This window comes from Streptomyces sp. NPDC005866 (assembly GCF_040629895.1).
In the GTDB taxonomy this organism is placed as follows: Bacteria; Actinomycetota; Actinomycetes; order Streptomycetales; family Streptomycetaceae; genus Streptomyces.
Window position 1 is genome coordinate 94,839 of sequence record NZ_JBEXWP010000020.1, and the last position, 23,375, is coordinate 118,213.

General features: G+C 72.1%; 25 protein-coding genes. 13 read left to right on the forward strand and 12 right to left on the reverse strand.

What is annotated here, in order from left to right:
- The first annotated feature begins 54 nt into the window (after positions 1–54).
- The 5 genes from ABZ396_RS27150 (at position 55) to ABZ396_RS27170 (ending at position 6,598) form a co-directional block, all read left to right on the forward strand.
- Positions 55–504 (forward strand): autotransporter-associated beta strand repeat-containing protein, encoded by a 450-nt coding sequence (locus ABZ396_RS27150; RefSeq protein WP_358925520.1) that lies wholly within the window; start codon positions 55–57, stop codon positions 502–504.
- Positions 505–596: 92 nt separating this feature from the next.
- Positions 597–2,285: a phospholipid carrier-dependent glycosyltransferase gene (locus tag ABZ396_RS27155; RefSeq protein WP_358925522.1), complete on the forward strand. Its 1,689-nt coding sequence runs from the start codon at positions 597–599 to the stop codon at positions 2,283–2,285.
- A 134-nt stretch (positions 2,286–2,419) separates the two neighbouring features.
- Positions 2,420–3,343, forward strand: coding sequence for a MurR/RpiR family transcriptional regulator (locus tag ABZ396_RS27160; protein WP_358925524.1), 924 nt, complete (start codon positions 2,420–2,422; stop codon positions 3,341–3,343).
- Between the two features lie 426 nt (positions 3,344–3,769).
- Positions 3,770–4,153, forward strand: a complete 384-nt coding sequence (locus ABZ396_RS27165; RefSeq protein ID WP_358925526.1) for a hypothetical protein — start codon at positions 3,770–3,772, stop codon at positions 4,151–4,153.
- A gap of 84 nt (positions 4,154–4,237) precedes the next feature.
- A complete protein-coding gene (locus ABZ396_RS27170; RefSeq protein ID WP_358925528.1) occupies positions 4,238–6,598 on the forward strand; it encodes a SpoIIE family protein phosphatase in 2,361 nt (786 codons plus the stop codon).
- A gap of 9 nt (positions 6,599–6,607) precedes the next feature.
- On the opposite strand, the gene ABZ396_RS27175 is transcribed toward ABZ396_RS27170, so the two are convergent.
- Together ABZ396_RS27175 and ABZ396_RS27180 are read right to left on the reverse strand one after the other, a co-directional pair.
- Entirely contained in the window at positions 6,608–6,790 is a 183-nt protein-coding gene (locus tag ABZ396_RS27175; protein ID WP_358925529.1) for a hypothetical protein, read from the reverse strand.
- An 89-nt stretch (positions 6,791–6,879) separates the two neighbouring features.
- Positions 6,880–7,629: a peptidoglycan-binding protein gene (locus ABZ396_RS27180; RefSeq protein ID WP_358925531.1), complete on the reverse strand. Its 750-nt coding sequence runs from the start codon at positions 7,627–7,629 to the stop codon at positions 6,880–6,882.
- 186 nt (positions 7,630–7,815) lie between these two features.
- Between ABZ396_RS27180 and ABZ396_RS27185 the strand changes: the two genes are divergently transcribed.
- The 4 genes from ABZ396_RS27185 (at position 7,816) to ABZ396_RS27200 (ending at position 10,341) form a co-directional block, all read left to right on the forward strand.
- Complete coding sequence (locus ABZ396_RS27185) at positions 7,816–8,559, forward strand: TetR family transcriptional regulator (RefSeq protein ID WP_358925533.1); 744 nt, start codon at positions 7,816–7,818, stop codon at positions 8,557–8,559.
- 190 nt (positions 8,560–8,749) lie between these two features.
- Positions 8,750–9,169 carry a hypothetical protein gene (locus ABZ396_RS27190; RefSeq protein ID WP_358925535.1) on the forward strand — a complete coding sequence of 140 codons (420 nt, stop codon included), beginning with the start codon at positions 8,750–8,752 and terminating at the stop codon, positions 9,167–9,169.
- A 106-nt stretch (positions 9,170–9,275) separates the two neighbouring features.
- A complete protein-coding gene (locus ABZ396_RS27195) occupies positions 9,276–9,608 on the forward strand; it encodes a DUF4440 domain-containing protein (RefSeq protein ID WP_358925584.1) in 333 nt (110 codons plus the stop codon).
- Between the two features lie 349 nt (positions 9,609–9,957).
- Positions 9,958–10,341 carry a hypothetical protein gene (locus ABZ396_RS27200; protein ID WP_358925537.1) on the forward strand — a complete coding sequence of 128 codons (384 nt, stop codon included), beginning with the start codon at positions 9,958–9,960 and terminating at the stop codon, positions 10,339–10,341.
- 57 nt (positions 10,342–10,398) lie between these two features.
- Here the strand turns inward: ABZ396_RS27200 and ABZ396_RS27205 are convergent, their stop codons facing one another.
- Positions 10,399–10,794, reverse strand: coding sequence for a PPOX class F420-dependent oxidoreductase (locus tag ABZ396_RS27205; RefSeq protein WP_358925539.1), 396 nt, complete (start codon positions 10,792–10,794; stop codon positions 10,399–10,401).
- A 29-nt stretch (positions 10,795–10,823) separates the two neighbouring features.
- Entirely contained in the window at positions 10,824–11,996 is a 1,173-nt protein-coding gene (locus ABZ396_RS27210; RefSeq protein WP_358925541.1) for an aminotransferase class I/II-fold pyridoxal phosphate-dependent enzyme, read from the reverse strand.
- A gap of 192 nt (positions 11,997–12,188) precedes the next feature.
- Between ABZ396_RS27210 and ABZ396_RS27215 the strand changes: the two genes are divergently transcribed.
- Positions 12,189–13,562, forward strand: a complete 1,374-nt coding sequence (locus ABZ396_RS27215; RefSeq protein WP_358925543.1) for a S1 family peptidase — start codon at positions 12,189–12,191, stop codon at positions 13,560–13,562.
- A gap of 90 nt (positions 13,563–13,652) precedes the next feature.
- Here ABZ396_RS27215 and ABZ396_RS27220 read toward each other — a convergent pair whose 3' ends face one another.
- On the reverse strand, positions 13,653–13,841 hold the full coding sequence (locus ABZ396_RS27220; RefSeq protein ID WP_358925545.1) for a hypothetical protein: 189 nt from the start codon (positions 13,839–13,841) through the stop codon (positions 13,653–13,655).
- A 141-nt stretch (positions 13,842–13,982) separates the two neighbouring features.
- Positions 13,983–15,131, reverse strand: a complete 1,149-nt coding sequence (locus ABZ396_RS27225; protein WP_358925546.1) for an ROK family transcriptional regulator — start codon at positions 15,129–15,131, stop codon at positions 13,983–13,985.
- Positions 15,132–15,272: 141 nt separating this feature from the next.
- Between ABZ396_RS27225 and ABZ396_RS27230 the strand changes: the two genes are divergently transcribed.
- Entirely contained in the window at positions 15,273–16,475 is a 1,203-nt protein-coding gene (locus tag ABZ396_RS27230) for a Gfo/Idh/MocA family oxidoreductase (RefSeq protein ID WP_358925548.1), read from the forward strand.
- A 31-nt stretch (positions 16,476–16,506) separates the two neighbouring features.
- On the opposite strand, the gene ABZ396_RS27235 is transcribed toward ABZ396_RS27230, so the two are convergent.
- A complete protein-coding gene (locus ABZ396_RS27235; protein ID WP_358925550.1) occupies positions 16,507–17,202 on the reverse strand; it encodes a L,D-transpeptidase in 696 nt (231 codons plus the stop codon).
- Between the two features lie 134 nt (positions 17,203–17,336).
- Between ABZ396_RS27235 and ABZ396_RS27240 the strand changes: the two genes are divergently transcribed.
- Positions 17,337–18,731 (forward strand): pyridoxal-dependent decarboxylase, encoded by a 1,395-nt coding sequence (locus ABZ396_RS27240; protein WP_358925552.1) that lies wholly within the window; start codon positions 17,337–17,339, stop codon positions 18,729–18,731.
- On the opposite strand, the gene ABZ396_RS27245 is transcribed toward ABZ396_RS27240, so the two are convergent.
- Positions 18,717–19,535, reverse strand: a complete 819-nt coding sequence (locus ABZ396_RS27245; protein ID WP_358925554.1) for an SDR family NAD(P)-dependent oxidoreductase — start codon at positions 19,533–19,535, stop codon at positions 18,717–18,719. The two genes, ABZ396_RS27240 and ABZ396_RS27245, sit on opposite strands and share 15 nt — an antisense overlap.
- A gap of 50 nt (positions 19,536–19,585) precedes the next feature.
- Here ABZ396_RS27245 and ABZ396_RS27250 point away from each other — a divergent pair, with 50 nt between their 5' ends.
- Positions 19,586–20,122: a hypothetical protein gene (locus ABZ396_RS27250; RefSeq protein ID WP_358925555.1), complete on the forward strand. Its 537-nt coding sequence runs from the start codon at positions 19,586–19,588 to the stop codon at positions 20,120–20,122.
- 13 nt (positions 20,123–20,135) lie between these two features.
- On the opposite strand, the gene ABZ396_RS27255 is transcribed toward ABZ396_RS27250, so the two are convergent.
- The 4 genes from ABZ396_RS27255 to ABZ396_RS27270 all read right to left on the reverse strand — a co-directional run bounded on the left by ABZ396_RS27255 (position 20,136) and on the right by ABZ396_RS27270 (position 23,298).
- Positions 20,136–21,050, reverse strand: a complete 915-nt coding sequence (locus tag ABZ396_RS27255) for an SDR family oxidoreductase (RefSeq protein ID WP_358925557.1) — start codon at positions 21,048–21,050, stop codon at positions 20,136–20,138.
- Positions 21,051–21,145: 95 nt separating this feature from the next.
- Complete coding sequence (locus tag ABZ396_RS27260) at positions 21,146–21,523, reverse strand: DUF4180 domain-containing protein (protein WP_358925559.1); 378 nt, start codon at positions 21,521–21,523, stop codon at positions 21,146–21,148.
- Positions 21,524–21,580: 57 nt separating this feature from the next.
- On the reverse strand, positions 21,581–22,210 hold the full coding sequence (locus ABZ396_RS27265) for an MBL fold metallo-hydrolase (protein WP_358925560.1): 630 nt from the start codon (positions 22,208–22,210) through the stop codon (positions 21,581–21,583).
- Positions 22,210–23,298 carry an S-(hydroxymethyl)mycothiol dehydrogenase gene (locus tag ABZ396_RS27270; RefSeq protein ID WP_358925562.1) on the reverse strand — a complete coding sequence of 363 codons (1,089 nt, stop codon included), beginning with the start codon at positions 23,296–23,298 and terminating at the stop codon, positions 22,210–22,212. The genes ABZ396_RS27265 and ABZ396_RS27270 overlap by 1 nt, the downstream gene beginning before the upstream one ends.
- Positions 23,299–23,375 lie beyond the last annotated feature (77 nt).

Genomic DNA, 23,375 nt, shown 5'->3' on the forward strand with positions numbered 1-23,375 from the left:
GGCGGCTTCGCCGCGGCCGACAGCTGGCGCAACGACATCGACGGCCGCGGCGGTGTGACCAAGAAGGGCACCGGCACGCTGACGCTGACCGGCCGCAACCGCTACCGGGGCGGCACCGTGCTGGCGGCGGGCACCCTGGTCGCCGGTTCGGACGACGCGCTGGGCCACGGCGACGTCCGCGTCACGGCCGGCACCCTGCGGGTGACGGAGCAGGTGTTCGTGCGCGACACGTACACGCAGGACGCGGGCACCCTGGAGGTCACCCTCGGCAAGGGCCGCAGGGCGCCGCTGCGGGTCAGGCACCTCGCCGTCCTCGGCAAGGGCACCACACTGTCCCTGAACCTCGACACCGAGCGCCCGCCGGCCGCGGGCAGCACCCTCGCGGTGATCGACGTACCCCGGCTGCGCGGCCAGTTCGACACGGTGGAGCTGAACTCCGCCACGCTGCGGGCCGTACCCGTGTACACGGCAGACGGTCTGTCGGTACGACTCGTGAAGCGGTGACGCGCACGGTGGCGGGAGCGATGCGACAGTAGGGCCATGATGCGGCCCTTGATCGCTCCCGTCACCGCGGGCCCGGCGTCCCCGCGGGGCGGATGATGGCGCAAGAACGGCACTCGGTCCTCGGTCCCAGACCACTCGACGCCCGCGGACCCGCCCTCCGGCCCCCCACCGTGGCCCGGCTGCGGGCCGCCCTGCGCGCCCGCCGCCGGTGGCTGGTACCGCTCCTGGCGGCGCTGCTGCTGGCCCAGATGGCGGTGGCGATGGTGACCACGGCCGTCCAGCAGACTCCGACCGTCGACGAGCCGGTGTACGTCGCCACGGCCACCGACTATCTGCACGAACACCGGCTGCGCTACAACCCCGAGCACCCGCCGCTCGGCAAGCTGGCCGTCATGGCCGGCATCGCGGTCGCCGATCCGCACTACGACCCGTCGTACCAGGGCAGCCAGGGTCAGGTGGGCCGGCATCTGCTGTACGCGTCGGGCAACGACCCCTGGCGGCTGATGCTGTGGGCCCGGCTGCCGGTGATCGCGCTGACGCTGCTGTTCGGTCTGGTCGTCCTCGCCTTCGCCCGCGAGATCCTCGGTACCGCGGCCGGGCTCCTGGCGCTCGCCCTGTACTGCTTCTCCCCCGACCTGATCGCGCACGGCTCGCTGGCCACGCTGGACGTCCCGTCGGCCGGGTTCGTCCTGACATCGGCCTGGCTGGTGTGGCGAGCCAGGCGCCGCCCCCGGCTGTATCTCCCGCTCGCGGGGGTCGCCCTGGGCGCGTCGGTCGCGACGAAGATGAGCGCGCTGCCCGCGATCCCGGCGCTGGTGGCACTGGCGGTGGTCACGGTCTGGCACGAGCGCCCGCAGCGACCGCGGCGCGTGCTGGCCGCGGCGGCTGTGGTGGCGGTGACGGCCGTCGCGGTGGTCTGGCTCTCCTATCTCGCGGTGGATCCGCGGCTGCGCTTCGTGCCCGCCGAACCCGTGCCCGCCGCCCACGGCCTGCGCGGGCTGATGGTCGACCTGATGCCCTTCCCGCGCGCCTACCGGGACGGCATGCGCGCGCAGTTCGCCTTCGAGGACCTGCCCTGGCAGGGCTTTCTGTTCGGGCATCTGTACACCGGCTCCCGCTGGTACTACCTGCCGGCCGCCCTGCTGGTGAAGACCCCACTCGGCATGCTCGCGCTGTGGGCGGCCGGCGCGGCGGCGATGGTGTCGGTACGACGGCTGCGGCCGGCCGCGCCGTATGTACTGCTGCCGCCGGCCGTGCTGCTGGCCTTCGCGATGACCGGGTCGCGGGACTTCGGGACGCGGTACGCGGTGTTCGTGCCGATGTTCCTGGCGGTGGGCGGGGCCTCGGCGCTCGCGCTGCGGTGGCGGTGGTCGCGGCCGGTGAGCGGGGCGCTGGTGCTGTTCGTCGCGGTGAGTTCGCTGTGGACGTTCCCGCTGTATCTGCCGTACTCCAACGAGGCGTTCGGCGGTCCGGCCAGGACCCATCTGCGGCTGCACGACTCCAACGTGGACTGGGGCCAGGACCTGGGCCGTCTCGCCGACCGGCTGAAAGAGCGGTACCCGGGCGAGCGGATCTGGCTGGTCTACAAGGGCAGCGGCGTTCCGTCGTACTACGGCATCCATGCCGCCGATCCCCGCAAGGTGCCGCTCGGCACGGTGCACGGGCTGCTGGTCGTCTCGGACTCGTGGGTCGCCAAGGCCCGCGGCGGACTGGCCGAACTGATCGACAGCAGCCGTCCGATCGATGACGTCGGTCACTCGATCACGATCTACCGACGCTGAGCACCGGGGGCCTCTGGACCGAGGCGCAAGCTCTGCCTTCAGCTCCCGGGGCGGTCCGGCGCTGCGCACAACCCCTGGTCACCACGGGCCGTGAGCTATGTTGAGTCCTCGTGGGAGACAAAGGAGGCGCTTCGGTGCCATCGCCGCAGCAGGCTCGCGCACAGGCATCCGCGATCACCTCGGGCAAGACCGTACCGGAAGCGGAGGCAGCGCCCACCTCCCAGCTCCGCGAACTCTTCGACGGCCCCCGGCTCTCCCCCGGCCAGCGGCGCATCGCCCAGTACCTGATCGACCACATCACCGAGGCGGCCTTTCTCTCGATCACCGACCTCGCCGAGCGGGTCGGGGTCAGCCAGCCGTCGGTGACCCGGTTCGCGGGCGCGGTCGGCTTCAGCGGTTACCCCGCGCTGCGCGAGCGGCTCCAGTCGATCGCGCTGCGCACCCTGGCGGGCGGCACCGGAGCCGCCACCGAGCACCACAGCAACGAGCTCCAGGCGGCCGTCGACGCCGAGATCGAGAACCTGGAGAACCTGCGCCGGGACTTCGCCGACCCCGACCGGGTGATCTGGATAGGCCGCGAGCTGTCCCGGTCGGCCCCGCTGACCGTGCTCGGCCTGCGCATCTCCGTCTCGCTGGCGGAGTACTTCGCCTACGCCGCCCGCCGTATCCATCCCGACGTACGGCTGGTGACCCGGAGCGGCAGCGTGGCCTACGACGCGCTGCTGCAGTCTCGCGAGGCGGGCGGCACCTGGGTGCTGGCGTTCGGTATGCCGCGGCACGCGCAGGAGACGCTGACCGCGATCCGGGTGGCGCGCACCGCGGGTCTGCGGGTCGCCCTGGTGACGGACCTGGCGCTGGGCGCGCTGGCCGATGAGGCCGACGTCACCTTCAGCACCGGCATCGGGTCCCGCCTGGTCTTCGACACCTACGCGGCGCCCGGTCTGATGGCCGCCGCACTGCTCCAGGCCATGACCGACGCCGACCCCGAGCGCACCCAGGCGCGCCTGGAGGAGTACGAGCAGGTCGCCGAGCAGCACCAGTTCTTCCTCAAGGACTGACCCCGGGACCCGGGGTGCCGGCGGTCCCCTCCTTCCCTCCGCATGACCCGTAGAGGACCATTCACCGCACATCGCGCATGAATGTTTTCATACGTCTTGCCAAGCGGACGGCATATATAAATACTGCTCACGGATCACCCCGGCGCACTCCGGGCATGTTCCGCACCGAGGACGCACCGCTCGCACCCGCCCCGAGAAAGCCGACGGACCGCCATGCGCACGCAGCACCACCCGCAGTGCCGGCGGCCGGCGCCCGGGGTCCCTGCACGGACATCCCCTGCCGCCGTCTCCTACCCGCGTCGGCGCCCGGGGTGTTCGAACGGGCATCGCCTGCGCGATTCGCCCGTGGCGGCTCCGGTCATCCCCTAGGCCGGAGCCGCCCAGACATCCGTCGACCACCCCTCCCGACGCCGCCCCCCGGAAGCGATGATCATGACCCTGACGACGACCACGCGCATCAGTCCCGACTGGCCCTGCCAGGTCAAGACGCCGGGCAGCTACGGCTGGGAGCGCTCCGCCACCAAGTGGCTGCGCGAGCTGGTGCCGGCCCGCTACGCCAGCTACCCGGCACTGATCCGTCACCCCGTCCTGCTCGCCCGGCACGCGCAGATCCAGGTCCAGCACGAGATCCGGGTGGCGCGCACGGCGCTGCAGACCGCGCGGGCCGAACTGCCCCTGCTGGGCCTGCCGGAGTCGGTCATCGAGCACACGATCAAGCTGTACGCGGCGGAGGTCCTGCAGCTCCAGCACATCGCGCGCAGCGTCCGCGCGGTCACCGAGGCGCTCGTCGGGCACAGCACCGGCCGCTGACCAGCTCGGTTCACAGATGGCCATATTCTTCACCGATCCGGCACCGGTGTGATCGGAGGTGCTTTCCTGTGCCATGCTCAATCCGTGACGAGCGAGCAAGCCCTACCGGTCGGTACTGGTGCGGTCGCCGAGCTGGCGGCCCTGGCCAAAGTCGTATCCAGGCAACGCGCTGAGCTGGACCGACTGCGGGACCAGGTGGCCACCTCAGCCGTGGTGGAGCGGGCTAAGGGCGCGCTGATGGCCACCACGGGCTGCTCCCCCGACGCCGCGTACGAGGCGCTTCTGCAGCGGGCCCAGGCCGGGAACCGCACGCTGCTGGAGGAGTGCTGGCTGACCCTCGGCGCCCTGATGCCCACCGTGCCCCCGGCCACGGCCCCCGTCACCGAGCCGCCCGCTCCGGAAGACGCCCGGAAGACGCTCGCCCCGCCCGGCAACGCCGAGACGCTCGGCCGCCTCGGCAAGGCCCTGGTGCACGTCGGTTCCCCGCAGGAGCTGGCCGGGGCGCTGCTCGACCATCTGGCGCCCGGGGTCGGCGCCGACGCCGTGCTGCTGTACCGGCGGCTGCCCAGCCAGGGACTGGAACTCATCGGGTACGCCGGCGTCGACGCGACGCTCGCCGCCCAGTGGCGCCGGCTGCCGCCGCTGAGCGGGATCGCTCCACTGGAGTCCCTCACATCCCGTGAGCCCCTCTGGCTGGAGCACTTCCCCCAGGACCGGCAGGAGTACCAGCTCATCGAGGAGACGCCCGGGCGCTGGCTGTCCCGGGCCTGGCTGCCGGTCACGACCGGGGACACCACCGGCGTGACCCTCGGTGTGCTGCGCCGGCAGGACGCGGTCTTCGGGCCCGCGGACCGCGAGCTGCTGCGGGGCGTCGCCCGGCTGTGCGCAGGCCGGCTCAGCGTCCTCGGCGCCCCGGCCGAACCAGCGACCTCGGGCTTCTCCCGGACGGTGCAGACGGTGCTGGACGCGCTGCCGGGAGCGGCGGTCCTGCTGACCCCGCTGCGCACCGCCGTCGGGGAGGTGGAGGACTACCGCATCGATGCCGCCGCCCCGAACGCCGTCGACATCCTCGGCCGCACCGGCCGTGAGCTGGTCGGCTCGCACATCCTGGAGAGCTATCCCTCCGTCGCCGGCGAGTCGCTGTGGCAGGGGTATCTCAAGGCGCTCGACGGAGAGCCCTACGAGGGTGAGCCGTTCGTGCACGAGGAGGTCGTCGCGGGCACGACCGTGACGGCCGCCTACTCGGTGCGGGCCACGCGGCTCGGCGACGGGCTGCTGGTGACCTGGCTACGGCACGACATGGAGGCGCTGCAGGAACAGCGCCTGGCGGACATGCAGCGGCTGGGCAACCTCGGCTGGGTGAACTGGAACCTGCTCACCCATCAGGTCACCTGGTCGCCCCAGGTGTACACCATCCTCGGCCGCGACCCGGCACGCGGAGCGGTCGCGCTGGACCTGCTGCCGGACCTGGTACTGCCGGAGGACGCCCACGCGCTGGCCCACGCGGTCTCCGACCTCGCCCGCACCGGCGGTTCGTTCGACGTCCCGTTCCGGATCAGGACGGGGGACGCGGTACGGCATCTGCGGGCCGTCGCGGAGGCGGTGACCGCGGACGGCATGGTCGTCGAGGTGCATGGCTTCGTGCAGGACCTCACCGCTCAGCGCAGCGCCGAACTCGCCCTGGTGGACAGCGAGCGGGCGATCCTGATGCAGCGCGGCATCCTGGAGGCCGAACGCGCGCTCGCCGCACGGCTCCAGCACGCGCTGCTGCCGCTTCCCAGTGGGCCGGTGCGCCTGTGCGGTCTGCGCGTCGAGGTCGCCTATCTGCCCGCGCAGGCGGGGGTGCATGTCGGCGGCGACTGGTTCAGCGCCATCGAACTTCCCGACGACTCCGCGCTGTTCGTCGTCGGCGACGTGGCGGGCCACGGCGTCGACGCCATCGCGACGATGGCCCAGCTCCGGTTCACCGCCAAGGGCATGGTGACCACCGGCTCCTCGCTGACCGGTGCGCTCGCCCGGCTGAACTTCCTGCTCCTGCACTCGCGCGACAGCCAGTCCACCGCGACCCTCATCCTCGCCCGCTACCAGCCCGCCGAGCGCCGTCTCGTCTGGGCCCAGGCCGGTCACCTGCCGCCCCTGCTCGTGCGCGGGGGTGAGGTCCACCGGCTCGACCGCCCGGACGGCATGCTGCTCGGCGCCTCGGCGAACCCGGTCTACGAGTCCGCCGAGTTCCGGCTGGAACCCGGCGACCGGCTGCTCCTGTACACCGACGGCCTGGTGGAGCTGCCCGGCGAGGACATCGACATGGGCCTGACCCGCCTGGCCGAGGCCGTCCGCACCGCCGACGGGTCCCTGCAGGCGCTTCTCGCCGTGATGCTGGAGGGCGAACGGCGGGACGACGTCTGCGTGCTGGACATCCGGGTGCCGCTGACGGACGAGGAGTAGCGGGACCGGTCAGTCGTCGTCGCGGTGCCGCCAGTACCAGAACAGGCCCGCCACCAGGGCCAGCAGGAACACGGCGGGCACCAGCAGGCCCGGGATGCGGGAGCCGTTCATCGGCATGGCCTTCGGGGTCGTACGGTGGGAGCGCGGCGGCACGGGGCTGCCGGGTGGCTGCCCATGGTGACGCCCGCTCATCGCATGTACCCGGTTTTTTCCTGATCCATTACCCGGCGTTCGAAAGCGCTCGGTGGACCGGCCGGCGGGATCCGTCACCGGTCCGTCCGTCACCGGTCAGCCGCCGACGTGCTGGTGCGCGACTCCAGGGCGCGGCGGGTGTCGTCGCCGTAGACGCCGCGCTCGTCGCCGCTGATGCCGTACCAGATCTGGAAGCGTTCCACGGCCGCGGTGAGGGCGGCGTCGTACGTGCCGCCGGTGGAGCCGTCGCGGTAGACGTCCGGGACGCGCAGCAGGCGCTGCTCCAGGTCGACGACCTCGGGGCCGGCGTCGCCCTGGCGGAGGGTGCCGGCGCCGTCGGGGTCGGTGGAGGCGTCCGAGGCCGGTGGGGTGGTGGCCGGTGCCGTGGTGGCGGACGTAGGGGGCTGGGCGGCCGCGGCGGTGCCCTCGCGGCCGGGCAGCAGGAGGGCGCAGCCGAAACCGGCCAGGGCGGCCGCGCCGACGGCCACCAGGACGGCGGCCCGGCGCAGTCCCGGGCCGAAGCCGTAGGAGCGTGACGAGCGGGCGTCATGGCCGCGACCGTCGCCACGCGGCGCGGTAGGCGGTCCGTCGGTGACCGGCGGCAGCTCCTGGGTCTCGTCCTCCGTACCGGCACCGGGCCACCGGTCCTGGCCGAAGGCCTCGAAGTCCGCCGGACCCGTCTGCTTCCCGGACTCTCTCGCCTTCTCGTCGGCCTCCGCCTCCTCCCGGATCTCGCGCATCAGCTCCGCGAGAGCGTCGAGTCGGCGGGGGCGCAGGACCCGCACCGGTTCCAGGATCGGCCCGCGGTGCGGCTGTTCAGGGTCGGGCGGTGTCGGCACACTGCTCTCCTTCCACATCCCGTGCGCACGGGTGTCCGCGATCCCCGAGAACACATACGGGAGGACCGGTCCACCGGTTCAGCCCGAGCCAGGACAGGCAGGACACGCGGAAGAGGAGTGCACTCAGTTCCCCCTTAAGTCTGCACTGAGTGCCATGAAGTCCGGCGGAATGCTACGTTCGCGTTCATGAGCTCCAGCAGCACGGCGCCGTCCGCGAAGCCGCCCATGCGGGACGCCCTGGTCGCGGCGGCCTTCCAGCTCTTCCTGGAGCGCGGCTACGAGCAGACGACCGTCGACGACATCGTTGCCCTGGCCGGGGTCGGGCGGCGCTCGTTCTTCCGTTACTTCCCGTCCAAGGAGGACGTGGTCTTCCCCGACCACGAGGGCTGTCTGGCCGACATGACCGCCTTCCTGGCGGCGAGCGACCCGGGGTGCGAGCCGGTGCGTCGGGTATGCGACGCGGCGCGGCTGGTGCTGCGGATGTACGCGGAGAAGCCCACGTTCTCGGTGCAGCGCTACCGGCTCACCAAGCAGGTCCCGGGGCTGCGCGCGTACGAGCTGTCGGTGGTGTGGCGGTACGAGCGCGCGCTGGCCGAGTATCTGCGCGGCCGTCACGCCGGCCGCCCGGACGGGGCGCTGCGGGCGGACGTGATCGCGGCCGCCGTGGTCGCGGCGCACAACAACGCTCTCCGTTCCTGGCTGCGTTCGGACGGCGAGGGCGACGCGGCGGCGACGGTCGACCACGCCCTCGGGTATGTGCAGGCCGCGTTCGGCACCGCGGCCGCCGCCCCCGCTCCGGACAGGGCGCCGGCCGCGCTGTCCGGCGGGCCGGGGGAACACCCGGACGACGTGGTCGTCCTCGTCTCCCGGCGGGACGCCCCACTGTGGCGGGTGGTGCAGGAGATCGAGACCGCGTTCGGCCGTGCCTGACCGCCACGGAATCCGGTGACCGTCCGGGAGATCGGCGCGATTTAGGGGTACGCAGTGCCTTTACGCCTGTCACTGAGTGCCATACGCTGTCGGCGTGCACGGTGGCACGGCGAACCGGGCACATGCGTGCGCGGGCGGGTCCGGGCACGCGGGATTCGGGATTCCGGGCGAGCGCAGGGAGTTGACCAGCGTGTACCACCACTCAGCGAGCGCGGCGCAGTCGGCGGTCGGATTCGCGACGAGCGTTCTCGCCCCCGCACCCGCGGACCACCACAAGGACGCCATCGACTTCCAGCGCTGCACCTGGTGCGGCACCGCGATGTACCACCGGCTGCTGTGTCCGGTGTGCCAGGGCAGCGAGTTGCGCACGGAGCGCAGCGAGGGCACGGGCACGGTCCGCCACTCCACGGTGGTGCACCGCAACACGCCCGCCGCGCGCAATGTGTCCCTGATCGAGATGGCCGAGGGGTTCGTCGTACGGGGCCGGGTCATGGGCCCGCCGATCGGCATTCACAGCGGCGACCGGGTCAAGCTCTCCACGGCCAAGGACCCGGTGCGGGGCGAGCCGGTCTTCCAACTGCTCGACGAGCCGTACCGGGCCTGGAGCTGACGGTCGGAAACCCGGTTGCGCGGCAGCCGGTGGCCTGGGCGAGTATGCGTCCCTGAGCGATGAACCGGCCCAGGTGGCAGCGGCGATCGCCGGCGAGCTGCGGCTCATGGACCCCGAGGTGCGCGCCTCACGGGAACTGGCCGGTGAGCTGCTCGACCCGGAGTTCGTGGAGGTCGGCGCGTCCGGCCGCCGGTACACCTACGAGCAGTCACTGGGCGAACTGCCGGACAGGACCGGCGCGTCGAAGGACGGCCCGCGGTACGAGCCCTCCGGCATGACCGGCGTCGTACTCGCTCCGGGGCTGGTGCATGTGACCTTCGAGGCCGGGCTCGGCGACCGCCGCTCCCGGCACAGTTCCCTCTGGCGCAGGCGCGACGAGGCGAGCGGCTGGCGGATGTACTACCACCACGCCACGGTCGTACCGCCCGGCGTCGAGTAACCAATCCCCTTTCCTTCACAGGCAACCCACAGACTCTCCGCCCCGTCCTCCGGGGGCGAGGGGGCTCCTCGGGACGGCCGGGGCGCCCGTACTCGCCTTCTGAGAAGGGAACATTGGTCCGTACCCGGCGCAGATGGGTCACCGCGGCCGCGGTGCTCGCGCTCGCGGGAGGTGTGTCCGGCACCACGGCACACGCCCAACCGGCCCCCGTGGCCGCGGAGTCCGGCGGGAACCTGCCGCCGGGCCGGCGCATCGACGACGGGCGCTCGGCGCCCGAGCTGGTGTGGCGGTCCGGCAGACGGGTGCCGATGGGCGACGCGCGGGTGGAATTCCGTGCGGACGACGGCTGTTGGGGGCACCGAAGCCGGAACGGGACGGGCACACCTTCCGGCTCGGCCTCGAAGGAGCCCGAACCGGTGAGCTGAAACGCCTTCAGGTTCTGGTCGGAGGGACGGCGGTTGGGCACCCGGTCCGCCACCTCGGCGACGGGCGCGGCCGCGCGGCCCCCCGCTCCGCTGCCCGCCGGCCCGGTGGACCCGGCAAGCCCGGCCGCTACCGCACGACCACCGGCTCGTACCGGCTCAAGTCGGTGGGCCTGCCCGGGTTCTCCGTCCCGGTCGAGATGCGTGCGGTGGTGGTCGCGCCCACCGGGGTCTCCGGCCCGCGCCCGCTCGCGCTGTTCCTCTGTTACGCCCCGCACTCGGTCAGCCGCTGCCGGGCGGTCTGGTGCTGAGCGGAACGGTGCTGGACGCCTCGTGACCGGGAGCGCCCTGGGGAGGTCGCGGCCTCCTCAGGGCGTCAGGGTCACCCGGATGCCGACGGTGCCGTCGAGGCCGCGCCGCAGCCTGCTGCCGAGCAGCGTGAGGCGGCCGGTGATGCCGTATTTGCGGACGATGAGCTCGCGATAGCGGGCGGTGGTGGCCGCGTCGGCGATCTCGGCGGTGGCCTGGACCGGGTCGCCGGTCGGCCGTCCGCGCAGATCGCAGGGGCCGACCCGGACGTCGGCGCGGCGGCGGATCCGCTTCACCTTCCAGGTGTCGGCGGCCGTCCAGACGCCGAGCGTGTCCCCGTCCCGCACCACCCACACCGGGGTGGGGACGGGGGTGCCGTCCTTGCGGTAGCTCGTGACGAGCAGGTACTTGCCGGCGCCGAGCCGGTCGATGTCGGTCCCGGTGGTGTCGTCCATGCCGGAAGTCTAGGGGCGCCCCGCCAGGCTCAGACCAGCGCCGCCGCCATCCGCCGTACCGCCTCCGTGATGACCTCGGGCGAGGTGGCCAGATTGAGCCGTACGTGCCCGGCGCCGCCCGTCCCGAAGGGGATCCCGGAGTTGACGGCGACCCGGCCGCGCGCCAGGAAGACCTCGGCCGGGTCGTCACCGCGGCCGAGGGCGCGGCAGTCGAGCCAGGCGAGGTAGGTGGCTTCCGCGGGCCGGTGCCGGATCGCGGGCAAGTGGCGGTCGAGGAGGCCTGCAAGGAGGCGCCGGTTCTCGTCGAGGCCGGCGAGCAGCGCGTCCAGCCAGGCGGTCCCCTCGGTCAGGGCGGCCGTGTGGGCGATGACGCCGATATGGCTCGGGCCGTGGCTCACCTCCTCCGGCATCCGGGCGAGGTCGGCGGCGGCCGCGGGTCCCGCGATGGCGAGCGCGGCCTTGAGGCCCGCCAGGTTCCAGGCCTTCGAGGCCGACATCAGGGACAGTCCGCGCTCGGCGCCCGGCACGCTCAGATAGGGCACGAAGTCGACGCCCGCGGCGGTGAGCGGGGCGTGGATCTCGTCGGCGACGACCCGGACGCCGTACCGCTCGGCGATTTCCGTCACGGCGGTGAGTTCCTCGGCGGTGTGGACGGTGCCGGTCGGGTTGTGGGGGCTGCACAGCAGATGGGCGGCCCGCCTGCCGCCGAGCCCATGGAACGCTTCCTCCAGGACGTCGAGGTCGATACGCCCGTCGGCGCCGAGCGGTGCCTCCACCACCCGCCGGTCCATGTGCTCGATGAACTGGTAGAACGGCGGATACACCGGCGAGTTGACGATCACCGGGTCGCCGGGCCCGGTGACCAGTTTCAGCATTTCCACCACTCCGAGCATCACGTCGGGGACGAGCGCGGTGCGGGCCACGTCGAGCCCGTGCCAGCCCCAGCGTTTCGCGGCGAACGCGGCGAGGGCCTCGGCGTAGGCGGTGCCCGCCGGGTAGCCGGTGTCCCCGAGTTCCATCGCGTCCGTGACCGCGCGGACGATCGGCTCGGCGAGCGGCACGTCCATCTCCGCTACCCACACCGGGAGTACGTCCTGCGGGTAGGTGCGCCATTTCATGCTGGTACGGCGTCGCAGCCGGTCGAGGGTGAGGGCGCGCAGCGGGTTCGGTTCGTCCGGGCTCTCCTGCGGGATGCTGGTCATGGCGTCAAGATAGGCGCCCTCGGGGTCCCCGGGAACGCGCCGGACGGCCACGCGTCGTCCTGCCGTGGGATCGCAAGGATCACCGTCGTGGTGAACGCCTCGGCGCCCGCCCGCGTATGGAGAGCAGGGCGCTCGACGACCGGAGGGCCCCGCGGTGTCGACACCGCGCGTTCGGGGTTTCGGGAGCCATGGATGAGGCACGCACGACGACGGGTCGTCCGGCGTGGGACACAGCTGGCGGCGGTCGGCGGACTGCTTCTGGGAGGCGCGATGGTCACGACGGCCGTGGCGAGCGAGACTCCCGGCACGTCCGCCGTCCCGTTCAGTGCCGCGTCGGAGGCCGGTGACACCGGCGCGGCACTGGTGGCCAAGCTCGGCACGGCCCGTACGGCGGGCAGTTGGATCGGCGCCGACGGCAAGCCGGTGGTCGCGGTGACCGACGAGCGGGCCGCGGCGACGGTGAAGCGGGCGGGCGCCGAGGCCAAGATGGTGTCGCACAGCATGAACGAGCTGAAGGCGGCGACCGCCACGCTGCGTGCCGCGCCGCGCGTGGCCGGCACCGCGTGGGCGGTGGACTACCGGACCAACCGGGTCATGGTGGAGGCAGACAGCACGGTCTCCGCCGCCCACTGGTCGGACCTGAGCCAGGTCGCCGCGGGCATCGGCGGTTTTGTGCGGATGCGGCGCGCGGAGGGCGAGTTCACCACCCGGCTCAACGGTGCGCAGCCGATCCTGTCGACGGGCGGCCGCTGTTCGGCGGGGTTCAACGTCACCAACGGGCAGACGGACTTCATCCTCACCGCCGGTCACTGCGGTCCCGCCAACACTGTCTGGTTCGACGACAACCAGGGCAACCAGCAGCTGGGCACCACGATCAACACGCAGTTCCCGGGCAGTGACTTCTCGCTGATCCAGTACGCGAACGGGAAGGCCGGTGACAACGCCGACGTGGTCGCCATCGGCAACGGGCAGGGCGTGCGGATCACGGGGGCGGCCGACCCGACGGTCGGGCAGCGGGTGTTCCGCAGCGGCAGCAGCAGTGGGCTGCACGACGGCACGGTGACCGCGCTCAACGCGACCGTCAACTATCCGGAGGGCACGGTCACCGGGCTTGTCCAGACGAACGTGTGCGCCGAACCGGGCGACAGCGGCGGTCCGTTGTTCTCGGAGGGCATCGCGCTGGGTGTGACCTCGGGCGGCAGCGGTGACTGCACCACGGGCGGAGTGACGTTCTTCCAGCCGGTGACAAGGGCGATGGCGGCGCTGAACGTGCAGTTGATCGCGTCGACGCGGAACGCGGCCGGAGGTCAGAGCGCCGCGCCGACACCGTCGGCGGCAGCCACCCACAGTGCGATCGCGCCGAGCGCGGCCTCGCCGGGTTCGGCGGCGCCGGTCGGCACCTCGGACGACACGAATCTGATCGCCCGGCTCACGGACACCCGTAATGTCGGTCCGGGCCTGCTGGTGATCGGGGGCAGCCTGGTCGCCCTGGTCGCGACCCGCTACATCCGTGCGGAGCAGGACCGTAAGGCGTACCAGCGCCATTACTCGGCTACTTGGGGCTGACGGCGGGCCTGCGGGCCTAAGAGGGCCTGCGGGCGGCCCTACGGGCCTACGAGAAGGGCAGCCGTCCCGGCGGGTGCCCGGGACGGGCGGTCAGGCCGCCTGGTCCGGCTGGTGCGGGGTCGCGGCCGCCCATTCGAGGACGAGCCGCTGATACTCCTCGCGCTGCTCGGTGCTCAGTGTCCCGCCCGACCGGAGCCACAGGGCCCGGATCTCCTCGTTGACCTCGTCGGCCGATCGCTCGGTGACGGCTTCAACAGTGGTGGACATGCTGTGAAGCATATGCCGGTCGACGTGAAGGCCCCGTGAGTAAGTACGACCGATACGGACATATCGGACCGTGTTACTCATCACGTCAATGTGTCAACGGGAAACGGGAGTTCGATCCGGGTCAGCGGCGGCCGTCCGGGCTGAAGCGGCAGTTCAGGCCCCGGCCCCGCCGAGCACGAGCACCTGGATCGCCAGCACGGCCGCGCCGCGTGCCCAGTCGTGGAAGTCGGAGACCTTGGTCTCCAGGCGGACCGGCCCCGCGAGCGGATGCCGGTGGGCGCGGACGGTGTCCCGCACGGTGTCCCCGGCCACCTCCATCAGGCCGACCCCCTCCCCGGCGAGCAGGATCTTCTGCGGCATGACGAAGTTGGCGAGCTGCGCCAGCAGAGTGCCCAGCGCCCGGCCGGCCTCGCCGATCACCCGCGCGTGCATCGGCTCGCCCTCCGCGGCGCGGGCGAGGATCTCCTGGAAGGACGCGTCGTGGCCGGTGGCGGCCCGGATCTGGTAGCGGATGCTGGGGATGGTGAGCAGCGACGCGGCGCTGCCGCGTTCGCCCTGCGGGGTGAGCGGGCCCTGCGGGTCGATGATCCAGTGCCGGCCGAAGCCCCGGTCCTCCTCGGCGTACGGCACCCGCCTGCCGCCCAGCACCAGCCCGTAGCCGATGCCGGCGCCGATGGTCAGGACGACGAAGCGGTCGAGTCCCCGGCCGGCGCCGAACCAGGTCTCGGCCTCGACCAGGGCTGCCACGTCGTTCTCTACTACGACCGGCATCCCGGTGCGCTGCCGCACCAGCGCGGCCAGCGGGACGTCACGCCATCGCAGGTACGGCGACTCGCCGACCACCGCGTGTTCGCGCACGAACCCGCCGACGCCGATGCCGATGCCCGCGACGGCGGGGTGCCGGGCGGCGAGCTCGGCGGTCATCAGGGCCAGCAGGTCGGCGACGTACTCGGGGTCGTGGCTGGTCAGGGGCCGGTCGAGGCGGGCGACGATGTCGCTCCGGAGGGTGGTGACGACGCCGTACACCATCTCGTCGGTGACCTTGAAGCCGAGAAAGGAGCGGGACTCGGCGACCACGTCCAGCGGCTGCGAGGGGCGGCCCCGGCGCGCCTCCGCGGGGGCGCCCGCCCAGGGGGCCTCGACGAGCAGTCCGGACTCGATGAGCGGCTTGGTGAGGCGGGTGAGGCTGCCCTGGGAGAGGTTCAGCCGGCGGGCCAGCTCGGTGCGTGACAGCGGGCCGTGGACGAGCACCTCGATCGCCACGGAACGCTCCGCGGGGCTCAGCGGCAGCCAGTCGGACACGGCAACCCTTTTCTTCCGTAGCTGAAGTAACCCGGCCACCCTACTGTGCCCCTGGTGCACCGCAGAAGCGCCCTCCTGATGTCTTTCCTGCTTCCTTTCACCCCTTGACGGCGAGATTCTTCCGAAGCAAAAGTAACCACCATGACTTTCTCACTCGGCATCGTCGGCGCCGGCCAGTTCTCCGGCCAGTTCGCCACGCTGTTCCAGGCCCATCCCGGCGTCGGTGACGTGTACGTCACCGATCTGCTGCCCGAGCGGGCGGAGCGGCTCGCCGCCGCCCAGAAGCTGGCGGGCACCTTCCCGTCGTACGAGGCGATGCTGGAGTCGGCGGACGTCGACGCGGTCGCGATCTTCACCCAGCGCTGGACGCACGGCCCACTGGTCCTCGAGGGCCTGAACGCAGGCAAGCACGTGTACTCGGCGGTCCCCATGGCGATCACCACCGAGGAGATCGCGGCGATCATCGACGCGGTCAAGGTGACCGGCCTGACGTACATGATGGGCGAGACCAGCCAGTACAACCCGGCGACCGTGCACGCCCGCAACCAGATAGCCGAGGGCGCCTTCGGCCGGCTGTTCTACGCCGAGGGCGACTACGTCCACGACATGGACCTGGGCTTCTACGACGCCTACCGCTACAGCGGCGGCGAGAACTGGAAGACGACCGCCAGCTATCCCCCGCTGCTCTACCCGACGCACGCGGTGGGCGGGGTGCTCGGCGCCTGGCAGACGCACGCGGTGAGCGTGTCGGCGATCGGGGTGGTGGACGACCGCGGCGACGGCGTCTTCGACAAGGACGTCAGCCAGTTCGGCAACAACGTGTCCAACGCGACCGCGCTGTTCGAGGTCGCCGGTGGCGGCTCGTTCCGTACGAACGAGTTCCGGCGGGTGGGCTATCCGTCCCACATCCGCGAATCGCGCTTCCGGTTCTTCGGGACCGAGGCGAGCATGGAGCAGCTGGCGACGGTGGCGCTGTGGCAGGACAAGAAGGGCGTGAAGGACATCAGCGAGCTCCTTGAGCCCAAGCCCACCATGTCGCCCGACGATCCCTCACTCCAGCACATCGCGCCGGAGCTGCGGGCGGCCTTCACCTCCGGGTCGGCGCCGGTGCACGACCGGGCGCGGCTGCCGCGGGAGTTCGACGCGCTGCACAACGGGCACGAGGGCAGCCACCACTTCCTGGTCGACGACTTCGTGACGGCCGTCAACGCGCGCGCACTGCCCTCGGTCAACGCGTGGGTCGCCGCCCGCTACACCCTGCCGGGCATCAACGCGCACGAGTCCGCGCGGCAGGGCGGGGCCAGGCTGGAGATCCCGGACTTCGGGGACGCCCCGGAGAGCTGAGCCGGGGCGGCGCGGCCGGGGCCGGGTGCCGTCAGGTGCCCGGCTTGCGGCCGTACACGTAGACGTCGTCGCCGTTCTTCAGCAGGGACCAGTACTTCTTGGCGTCCTTCGTGGTCATGTTGACGCAGCCGTGCGAGCCCGGCGGGTTCCACATGCTGAGACCCACCGAGTGGAAGGCCTGGCCGCCGTCGAAGAACTGGCTGTAGGGCATCGGCACGTTGTAGATGGACGAGACGTGGTCGATGTCACGCCAGTAGATCTTCTTCAGACCGGTCCGGGTCTCGTACCCGTTACGGCCGGTACGGACCGGCACCGGGCCGTAGACGAGCTTGCTGCCGTCCTGGATCCAGCTCAACTGGAGCGTGAGGTTGACGCAGGCGATGCGCCCCTTGTTGGTGGGGCACTTGCCGTCCCTGTTCGGCTTGTTTCCGACGGCCTTCTGCTTGTTCATCAGGTCCATCACGCCCCAGGTGACCGGGCCGGCGTAGCCGATGTCGGGCGTGATGCCGTGCTTGTCCTGAAATGCCTTGGTCGCCCTGCAGTCGGCGGCGGACTGCTTGCCGTCCACCGGCCGGCCGAGGAACTTCTCCACCTGCTTCTGGTACGGCCCCGCCTGTGTGGTGCAGCTCGCGGCCTGCGCCGGTGCGGCGGTGATGGCGAGCGCGAGCGGCGCCACAAGTCCGGTGACGCCGAGTACGACGGCACCTCGTCTGCGTATGTCCCCCATTGAAGTCTGTCTCCTTCGTGTGTCCTGCGATCTCGTGGTCCTAGACCGGCCGATCGAGGGCATTGGTTGTAGCCCCGGCCAGGCTGTGACGAAACGGTTAACTTCGGCATCGGGACCGGCCTAGGCTGCCGTCCATGCACCGCACGCTTGCCGATGATCTCGCCCTGTTCCCCGAACTCCTGCGGTCGGCCCGGGACGTGGCCGCCCGTGCGCTGGCCGGGCTGGGCGAGCGGCCCGTGGCCGCGCTCGGGCCCGCACCCGCGCGCGCGACGCTGCCCGAGCAGGGGGTGGGCGGGGAGGGCGCGCTGGCCCGGTTCGCCGAGCGGTGGGCGCCTGGTCTGTCCGCCTCGGCCGGGCCACGCTACCTCGGTTTCGTCACCGGCGGTGTGACGCCCGCCTCCCTCACCGGGGACTGGCTGACCTCGGCCTATGACCAGAACCTGTCCGCTGCTGCCGGTTCCTGGGGTGCCGCCCTGGAGCGCGAGACGGTGGCCTGGCTGGCCGAGCTGTTCGGGCTCGGCGAGGCGCACAGCGGGGCGTTCGTGACCGGGGCGACGATGTCCAACACGGTCGGTCTGGCGATCGCCCGGGAATGGCTCGGGGAGCGGCTGGGGGTGGACGTCTCCCGGGCGGGTGCGGCCGCGCTCGGCCCGGTCGACGTGCTCTCCGGCAGCCCGCACTCCAGCGTCGGCAAGGCGCTGTCTGTGCTCGGCATCGGGCGGGACCGGCTGCGGCCGGTGCCGCTGCTGCCCGGCAATCGGGAGGCGGTGGACGTGACCGCGCTCGACGCGGCCCTGGCCGCGCTGGAGGGGCGGCCGGCGATCGTCGTCGCCAACGCCGGCACGGTGAACACCGTCGACTTCGACGACCTGCGGGCGATCACCGCCCTCAAGGAGCGCTACGACTTCTGGCTGCACGTGGACGCCGCATTCGGCGCCTTCGCCGCCCTCTCCCCCGCGTACGCCCCGCTCGTCGCCGGCCTGGACGCGGCCGACTCGGTCTGTGTGGACCTGCACAAGTGGCTCAACGTCCCCTACGACGCGGCCGTGCAGTTCACCCGCCGCCGTGACCTCCAGGTGGCCGTCTTCCACAACGAGTCCCCCTACCTGGGCCCGCCCACCGGCGAACCGGACTTCCTGCACCTCACCCCGGAGACCTCCCGCCGGATGCGGGCGCTGCCGGCCTGGTTCTCCCTGACGGCGTACGGCCGTGCCGGGCACCGCGAGATCGTCGAGCGCAATGTCGCCCTGGCCCGGTGCCTCGGCTCGGGCATCGACGCCCTCCCGGGCCTGCGTCTGCTGGCGCCGGTCCGGCTCAACGTGGTCTGTTTCACCCTCGCCGCGCACCCGACACCGGAGCGGGTGGCCGCCCTGGCCCGGACGGTCGCCGTGTCCGGGGAGGCCTTTCTCACACCGACGGTGTACGGCGGGGTGCCGGCACTGCGGGCCGCGTTCAGCAACTGGCGGACCACCGAGGACGACACCCGGCGGGTGCTGGACGCGGTCGCGACTGCGTCAACGGCCCTGTGACCCCTGCCGGGCCTCCCGGTGCGGCCGCAGCGCCGCGTGGAATCCGCTGTGGACGGCGGTGAGACCGCCGTCGACGCGGAGGGTGGTACCGGTGATCCAGGCGGCGTCCCGGGAAGCGAGGAAGGCGACGGCCGCGGCGACGTCCTCCGGTTCCCCGACGCGGCCCAGGGGGTAGAGCGCCCGCACGGCGTCGAGTTCGTCGTCCCGTCCCTCCCAGGCCGAGGTGCGGACCGTGCCCGGCTCCACCAGGTTGACCCGTACACCGCGCGCGGCCGCGTGCCCGGCGAGGGTGCGGGTCAGCGAGCCGAGGCCGGCCTTGGCGGCGCTGTAGGCGTGGTTGCCGAAGTCGGCCCCGGCGTTGACGGAGCCGATGCTGACGACGGCGCCCCGGCCGGAGGCGGCCAGTTGCGGAAGGGCGGCGCGGCAGCAGCGGTGGACTCCGGTGAGGGTGATGTCGAGGTCGAGGTCCCATCCGTCGTCGGGCTGGTCCTCGAAGAGGGAGACGTCCGGGGTGCAGTGCGCGGCGCAGTTCACCAGCACGTCGAGTCCGCCGAAGGCGCCGACGGCACGGTCGACGGCGGCCTCCACGGAGCCCCGGTCGGCCACGTCGCAGCCGAACGCCTCGACCGCCAGCCCCTGTTCGCGCAGCGCGGCCGCCGTGCGCTCCGCCTCGGGCAGGTCCCGGTCGGTCGCCAGCACCTGTGCGCCCTCCTCGGCCAGCCGCCGGGCGACGGCCGCGCCGATGCCACGGGCCGCGCCCGTGACGAGAACCCCGTGTCCCGCAAAGCGATTCAGTCCGGTCATGGCAACGACCGTACGGGCGGAACGATCAACAGGACAGATAGCGTGCGCACATGTCAGCGTTCTTGCAGCAACTCCCGGCCCTCATAGGCGTCGTGATCGGCGCGCTCGGTTCGTATCTGGCCGTGGTGCGGGGTGATCGGGCGCGGTTCCGGCGTGAGCGCGCCGCGCGCTGGGAGGAGCGGCGGCTGGCGGTCTACAGCGACTACGCGCAAGCGCTGAAGAAATCGGTGAACCTCACCTACCGGCTCGCCGCCCACCTCGGCAACGACCCGCATCCGCATCCGCTCTCCCCGGACGAGGCCGAGCCGCTGCTGGCCGCGGCCAGCGACGGCCGCGATCCGGCCGGGGAGGCGCTGATCATGCTGGGCAGCCGGGAGGTGGTGGAGGGGGCACGGGAGTGGGTGACCACGGTGATGGACATGGAGCGGTTCATGCGCGCCGGGACGGTGGACGCGGACGCCTGGCAGGACCTGCTGGAGCGACAGCGGGCCTGCCGCGAGCGGTACTACACCGCCGCACGCGAGGATCTCGCGCTGCCCGCGGGGCATCCGGCGCTCTGGCCGACCCGGCCGGTCTCCGACGGGTGAGGGGCGTGCCTGGTCAGCGGTAGCCGGTGGTGTCGGCCGGCCTTCCGGGGTCCTGCACCTCGACGAGGTAACGCCAGGCGTCCGGCCGGCTGCCGTCCAGGTCCGTGAAGCCGTATACCTGGGCCAGGCCGCCGCTGGACAGGGACTGCCCGTTCCAGCGGGCCACGCCGGGGTCGGCGGCGAGTGCGGCGACGGCGCGTCCGACGTAGCGCGGTGTCTCGGAGATGGCGAAGTGCGGGACGCGGTCGAGGGCGTCGCGCCATGTGTCCTCGGTGACGCCGAAGTGGTCGAGCATGATCTCCGAGCGCAGCCAGCCCGGGGTGAGCGCGACGGCGGTGGCGCCGCGTGGGCCGAGTTCGTGGCCCAGGGCGAAGCCCATGCGCAGCACGGCCGTCTTGGCGAGGTCGTAGAAGAAGGAGACGCGGTAGGTGTCGCGGTTGTAGTCGGCGGTGCCGTCGGTCATCTCGATGACCAGGCCGCCCGGCCGGCGCAGCAGCAGGGGCAGGGCGAAGTGGCTGGTGATCGCGTGTGTCTCGACGGCGAGCCGGAGCAGCCGCAGCCCGTCGTCGAGGTCGTGCTCCCACACGGGGCGGTGCCAGGCGAAGAGGTTCTCGGCGCCCCAGATGTCGTTCACCAGGATGTCCAGGCGGCCCTGTTCGTCCGCCATGCGGTCCACGAGGGTCCGTACGGCGGACGGTTGGAGGTGGTCGGCGGGTACGGCGATGCCGTAACCGCCGGCCGCGGTGACCAGGTCGGCGGTGTCCTCGATGGTCTCCGGGCGGTCGTACTCGGAGCGGCGGGCGCGGGTGGAGCGACCCGTCGCGTAGACGGTGGCGCCCGCCGCGCCCAGTTCCACGGCGATGCCGCGACCGGCTCCGCGTGTCGCCCCCGCGACGAGAGCGACCTTTCCGTCGAGCGGTCCGGGCATGTCAGGCCTCCGATGCGTGATCCGTCGCTGTCCCCGTCGAGGGTCGCGCGGAAGCCTGACATCTCCTGTCGCCTTTTCCGGGCGGATGCCGCATGTCACCCGGTGGGACGCAGCCGGTCCTCCAGTTCGCGGTCGTCGCTCACGAACCAGAGCTGGCGGCCGCGGTTCGCCTCGTACACGAAGTCGCGCAGCGCGGAACTCCCCGCGAGGTGCCGGGAGATGTCGCCGACGACGGCCAGCCGCAGCCGGTAGTTCGCGAACTTCTGCGCCACCGCGCCGGCGACCCCCGAGCGGAGCCGGAAGAACTCGGCCCCGACCCGTTCGGCCGGGACGGCGACGAGCTCCGCGTCCTGGCCGAACGCGTCGCCGACGAGATCGAGTGCGGCGCTCTCACCGTCGAGCGCCGGCCCGTCGGCGGCACAGCGCAGGACGCGGGTGGTGTGCAGGGTCACGAGCGTGGCGGTGGAGGTCATGGGCGTGATGGTAGGGGCGCGTCACGACGGTGCGCCCCGCTTTTCCGGCCGGACGGGTCAGTGCCCGCGGGCGATCCACTCCTCCAGATGGGGTGCCTCGGCGCCGATGGTGGTCGAGTCGCCGTGTCCGGTCAGGACCTTCGTCTCCGGCGGGAGGGTGAGCAGCTTGTCCCGGATGGAGTCGATGATCGTCGGGAAGTGGGAGTACGACCGTCCGGTCGCGCCGGGGCCGCCCTGGAAGAGGGTGTCACCGGTGAAGACGGTGGCCAGGCCGGGCTCGTAGAGGCAGACGGCGCCGGGCGCGTGGCCGGGCGTGTGCAGCACGGTCAGGTCGGCGCCGGCCGCCTCGATGACCAGCCCGTCGGCCAGGTGGTTGTCGGGGTCGCGGTCGGGGTGGGTGAGCTTCCACAGCGGCAGGTCGTCGGGGTGCAGCCAGATCTTGGCGCCGGTGAGGTCCGCGAGGGCGGGCGCGGCGTCGATGTGGTCGTTGTGGGCGTGGGTGCACACGATGGCCTTCAGGCGGCGGTCCTCGACCGCCTCGGCGATGGCCTGGGCGTCGTGGGCGGCGTCGATGACGATCACTTCGCGTTCGTCGCCGACGATCCACACGTTGTTCTCGACCTCCCAGGTGCCGCCGTCGAGGGTGAACTGCCCGGAGGTGACGAGGCGTTCGATGCGCGTGGTCATCACAGCACCACCACCGAACGCAGGACGTCGCCCTGGTGCATCCGGTCGAACGCCTTCTCCACCTCGTCGAGCTGGATGGTCTCGGTGACGAAGGCGTCCAGGGGCAGCCGGCCCTGCAGATGCAGGTCGATGAGCATGGGGAAGTCCCGGGAAGGCAGGCAGTCGCCGTACCAGCTGGACTTGAGCGCGCCGCCACGGCCGAAGACGTCGAGGAGCGGCAGTTCGAGCTTCATCTCGGGGGTCGGCACACCGACGAGGACGACGGTACCGGCGAGGTCGCGGGCGTAGAAGGCCTGGCGGTAGGTCTCCGGACGGCCGACCGCCTCGATGACGACGTCTGCGCCGAAGCCGCCGGTCAGCTCACGGATGGCTGCCACCGGATCGCTCTCACGCGAGTTGATCGTGTGGGTGGCGCCCAGAGTGCGCGCCTTCTCCAGCTTCAGCTCGTCGATGTCGACGGCGATGATCTTCGCGGCGCCCGCCAGCCGGGACCCGGCGATCGCCGCGTCGCCCACACCGCCGCAGCCGATCACGGCGACCGAGTCGCCCCGGCCCACGCTGCCCGTGTTGATCGCGGCGCCGATGCCGGCCATCACCCCGCAGCCGAGCAGTCCGGCGACCGCCGGGGAGACGGTCGGGTCGACCTTGGTGCACTGTCCGGCGGCGACCAGCGTCTTGTCGGCGAAGGCGCCGATGCCGAGCGCCGGAGAGAGCTCCTGGCCGGTCGAGGCGAGGGTCATCTTCTGCCTGGCGTTGTGGGTGTTGAAGCAGTACCAGGGGCGGCCGCGCAGACAGGCCCGGCAGTTCCCGCACACGGCACGCCAGTTGAGGATCACGAAATCCCCGGGGGCCACGTCCGTGACGTCCTCGCCGACCGACTCCACCACACCGGCGGCCTCGTGGCCGAGCAGGAACGGGAACTCGTCGGTGATTCCGCCCTGTTTGTAGTGCAGGTCGGTATGACAGACCCCGCAGGCCTGGACCTGTACGACGGCTTCGCCCGGCCCGGGGTCCGGCACCACAATCGTCTCGACCCGCACGGGCTCGTCCTTGCCCGGTGCGATCACGCCGCGTACTTCCTGCGCCATGGACCTGACCTTTCGTCGCTCGCTGACGTGCCTGTCTTCCGACCCTACGCGTGACCGATCGGTAACGGCACGGAGCA

Excerpts from the sequence above, each read along its gene's own strand:
- ABZ396_RS27185 (WP_358925533.1), top strand. The coding sequence starts at position 7,816 with ATGAGCTCCAGCAGCACGGCGCCGTCCGCGAAGCCGCCCATGCGGGAC.
- ABZ396_RS27205 (WP_358925539.1), bottom strand. The coding sequence starts at position 10,794 with ATGGACGACACCACCGGGACCGACATCGACCGGCTCGGCGCCGGCAAG.
- ABZ396_RS27250 (WP_358925555.1), top strand. The coding sequence starts at position 19,586 with ATGTCAGCGTTCTTGCAGCAACTCCCGGCCCTCATAGGCGTCGTGATC.
- ABZ396_RS27240 (WP_358925552.1), top strand. The coding sequence starts at position 17,337 with ATGCACCGCACGCTTGCCGATGATCTCGCCCTGTTCCCCGAACTCCTG.
- ABZ396_RS27265 (WP_358925560.1), bottom strand. The coding sequence starts at position 22,210 with ATGACCACGCGCATCGAACGCCTCGTCACCTCCGGGCAGTTCACCCTC.
- ABZ396_RS27220 (WP_358925545.1), bottom strand. The coding sequence starts at position 13,841 with ATGCTTCACAGCATGTCCACCACTGTTGAAGCCGTCACCGAGCGATCG.
- ABZ396_RS27155 (WP_358925522.1), top strand. The coding sequence starts at position 597 with ATGATGGCGCAAGAACGGCACTCGGTCCTCGGTCCCAGACCACTCGAC.
- ABZ396_RS27260 (WP_358925559.1), bottom strand. The coding sequence starts at position 21,523 with ATGACCTCCACCGCCACGCTCGTGACCCTGCACACCACCCGCGTCCTG.
- ABZ396_RS27230 (WP_358925548.1), top strand. The coding sequence starts at position 15,273 with ATGACTTTCTCACTCGGCATCGTCGGCGCCGGCCAGTTCTCCGGCCAG.
- ABZ396_RS27235 (WP_358925550.1), bottom strand. The coding sequence starts at position 17,202 with ATGGGGGACATACGCAGACGAGGTGCCGTCGTACTCGGCGTCACCGGA.
- ABZ396_RS27245 (WP_358925554.1), bottom strand. The coding sequence starts at position 19,535 with ATGACCGGACTGAATCGCTTTGCGGGACACGGGGTTCTCGTCACGGGC.
- ABZ396_RS27270 (WP_358925562.1), bottom strand. The coding sequence starts at position 23,298 with ATGGCGCAGGAAGTACGCGGCGTGATCGCACCGGGCAAGGACGAGCCC.
- ABZ396_RS27255 (WP_358925557.1), bottom strand. The coding sequence starts at position 21,050 with ATGCCCGGACCGCTCGACGGAAAGGTCGCTCTCGTCGCGGGGGCGACA.
- ABZ396_RS27215 (WP_358925543.1), top strand. The coding sequence starts at position 12,189 with ATGAGGCACGCACGACGACGGGTCGTCCGGCGTGGGACACAGCTGGCG.
- ABZ396_RS27165 (WP_358925526.1), top strand. The coding sequence starts at position 3,770 with ATGATCATGACCCTGACGACGACCACGCGCATCAGTCCCGACTGGCCC.
- ABZ396_RS27175 (WP_358925529.1), bottom strand. The coding sequence starts at position 6,790 with ATGAGCGGGCGTCACCATGGGCAGCCACCCGGCAGCCCCGTGCCGCCG.
- ABZ396_RS27195 (WP_358925584.1), top strand. The coding sequence starts at position 9,276 with ATGGACCCCGAGGTGCGCGCCTCACGGGAACTGGCCGGTGAGCTGCTC.
- ABZ396_RS27210 (WP_358925541.1), bottom strand. The coding sequence starts at position 11,996 with ATGACCAGCATCCCGCAGGAGAGCCCGGACGAACCGAACCCGCTGCGC.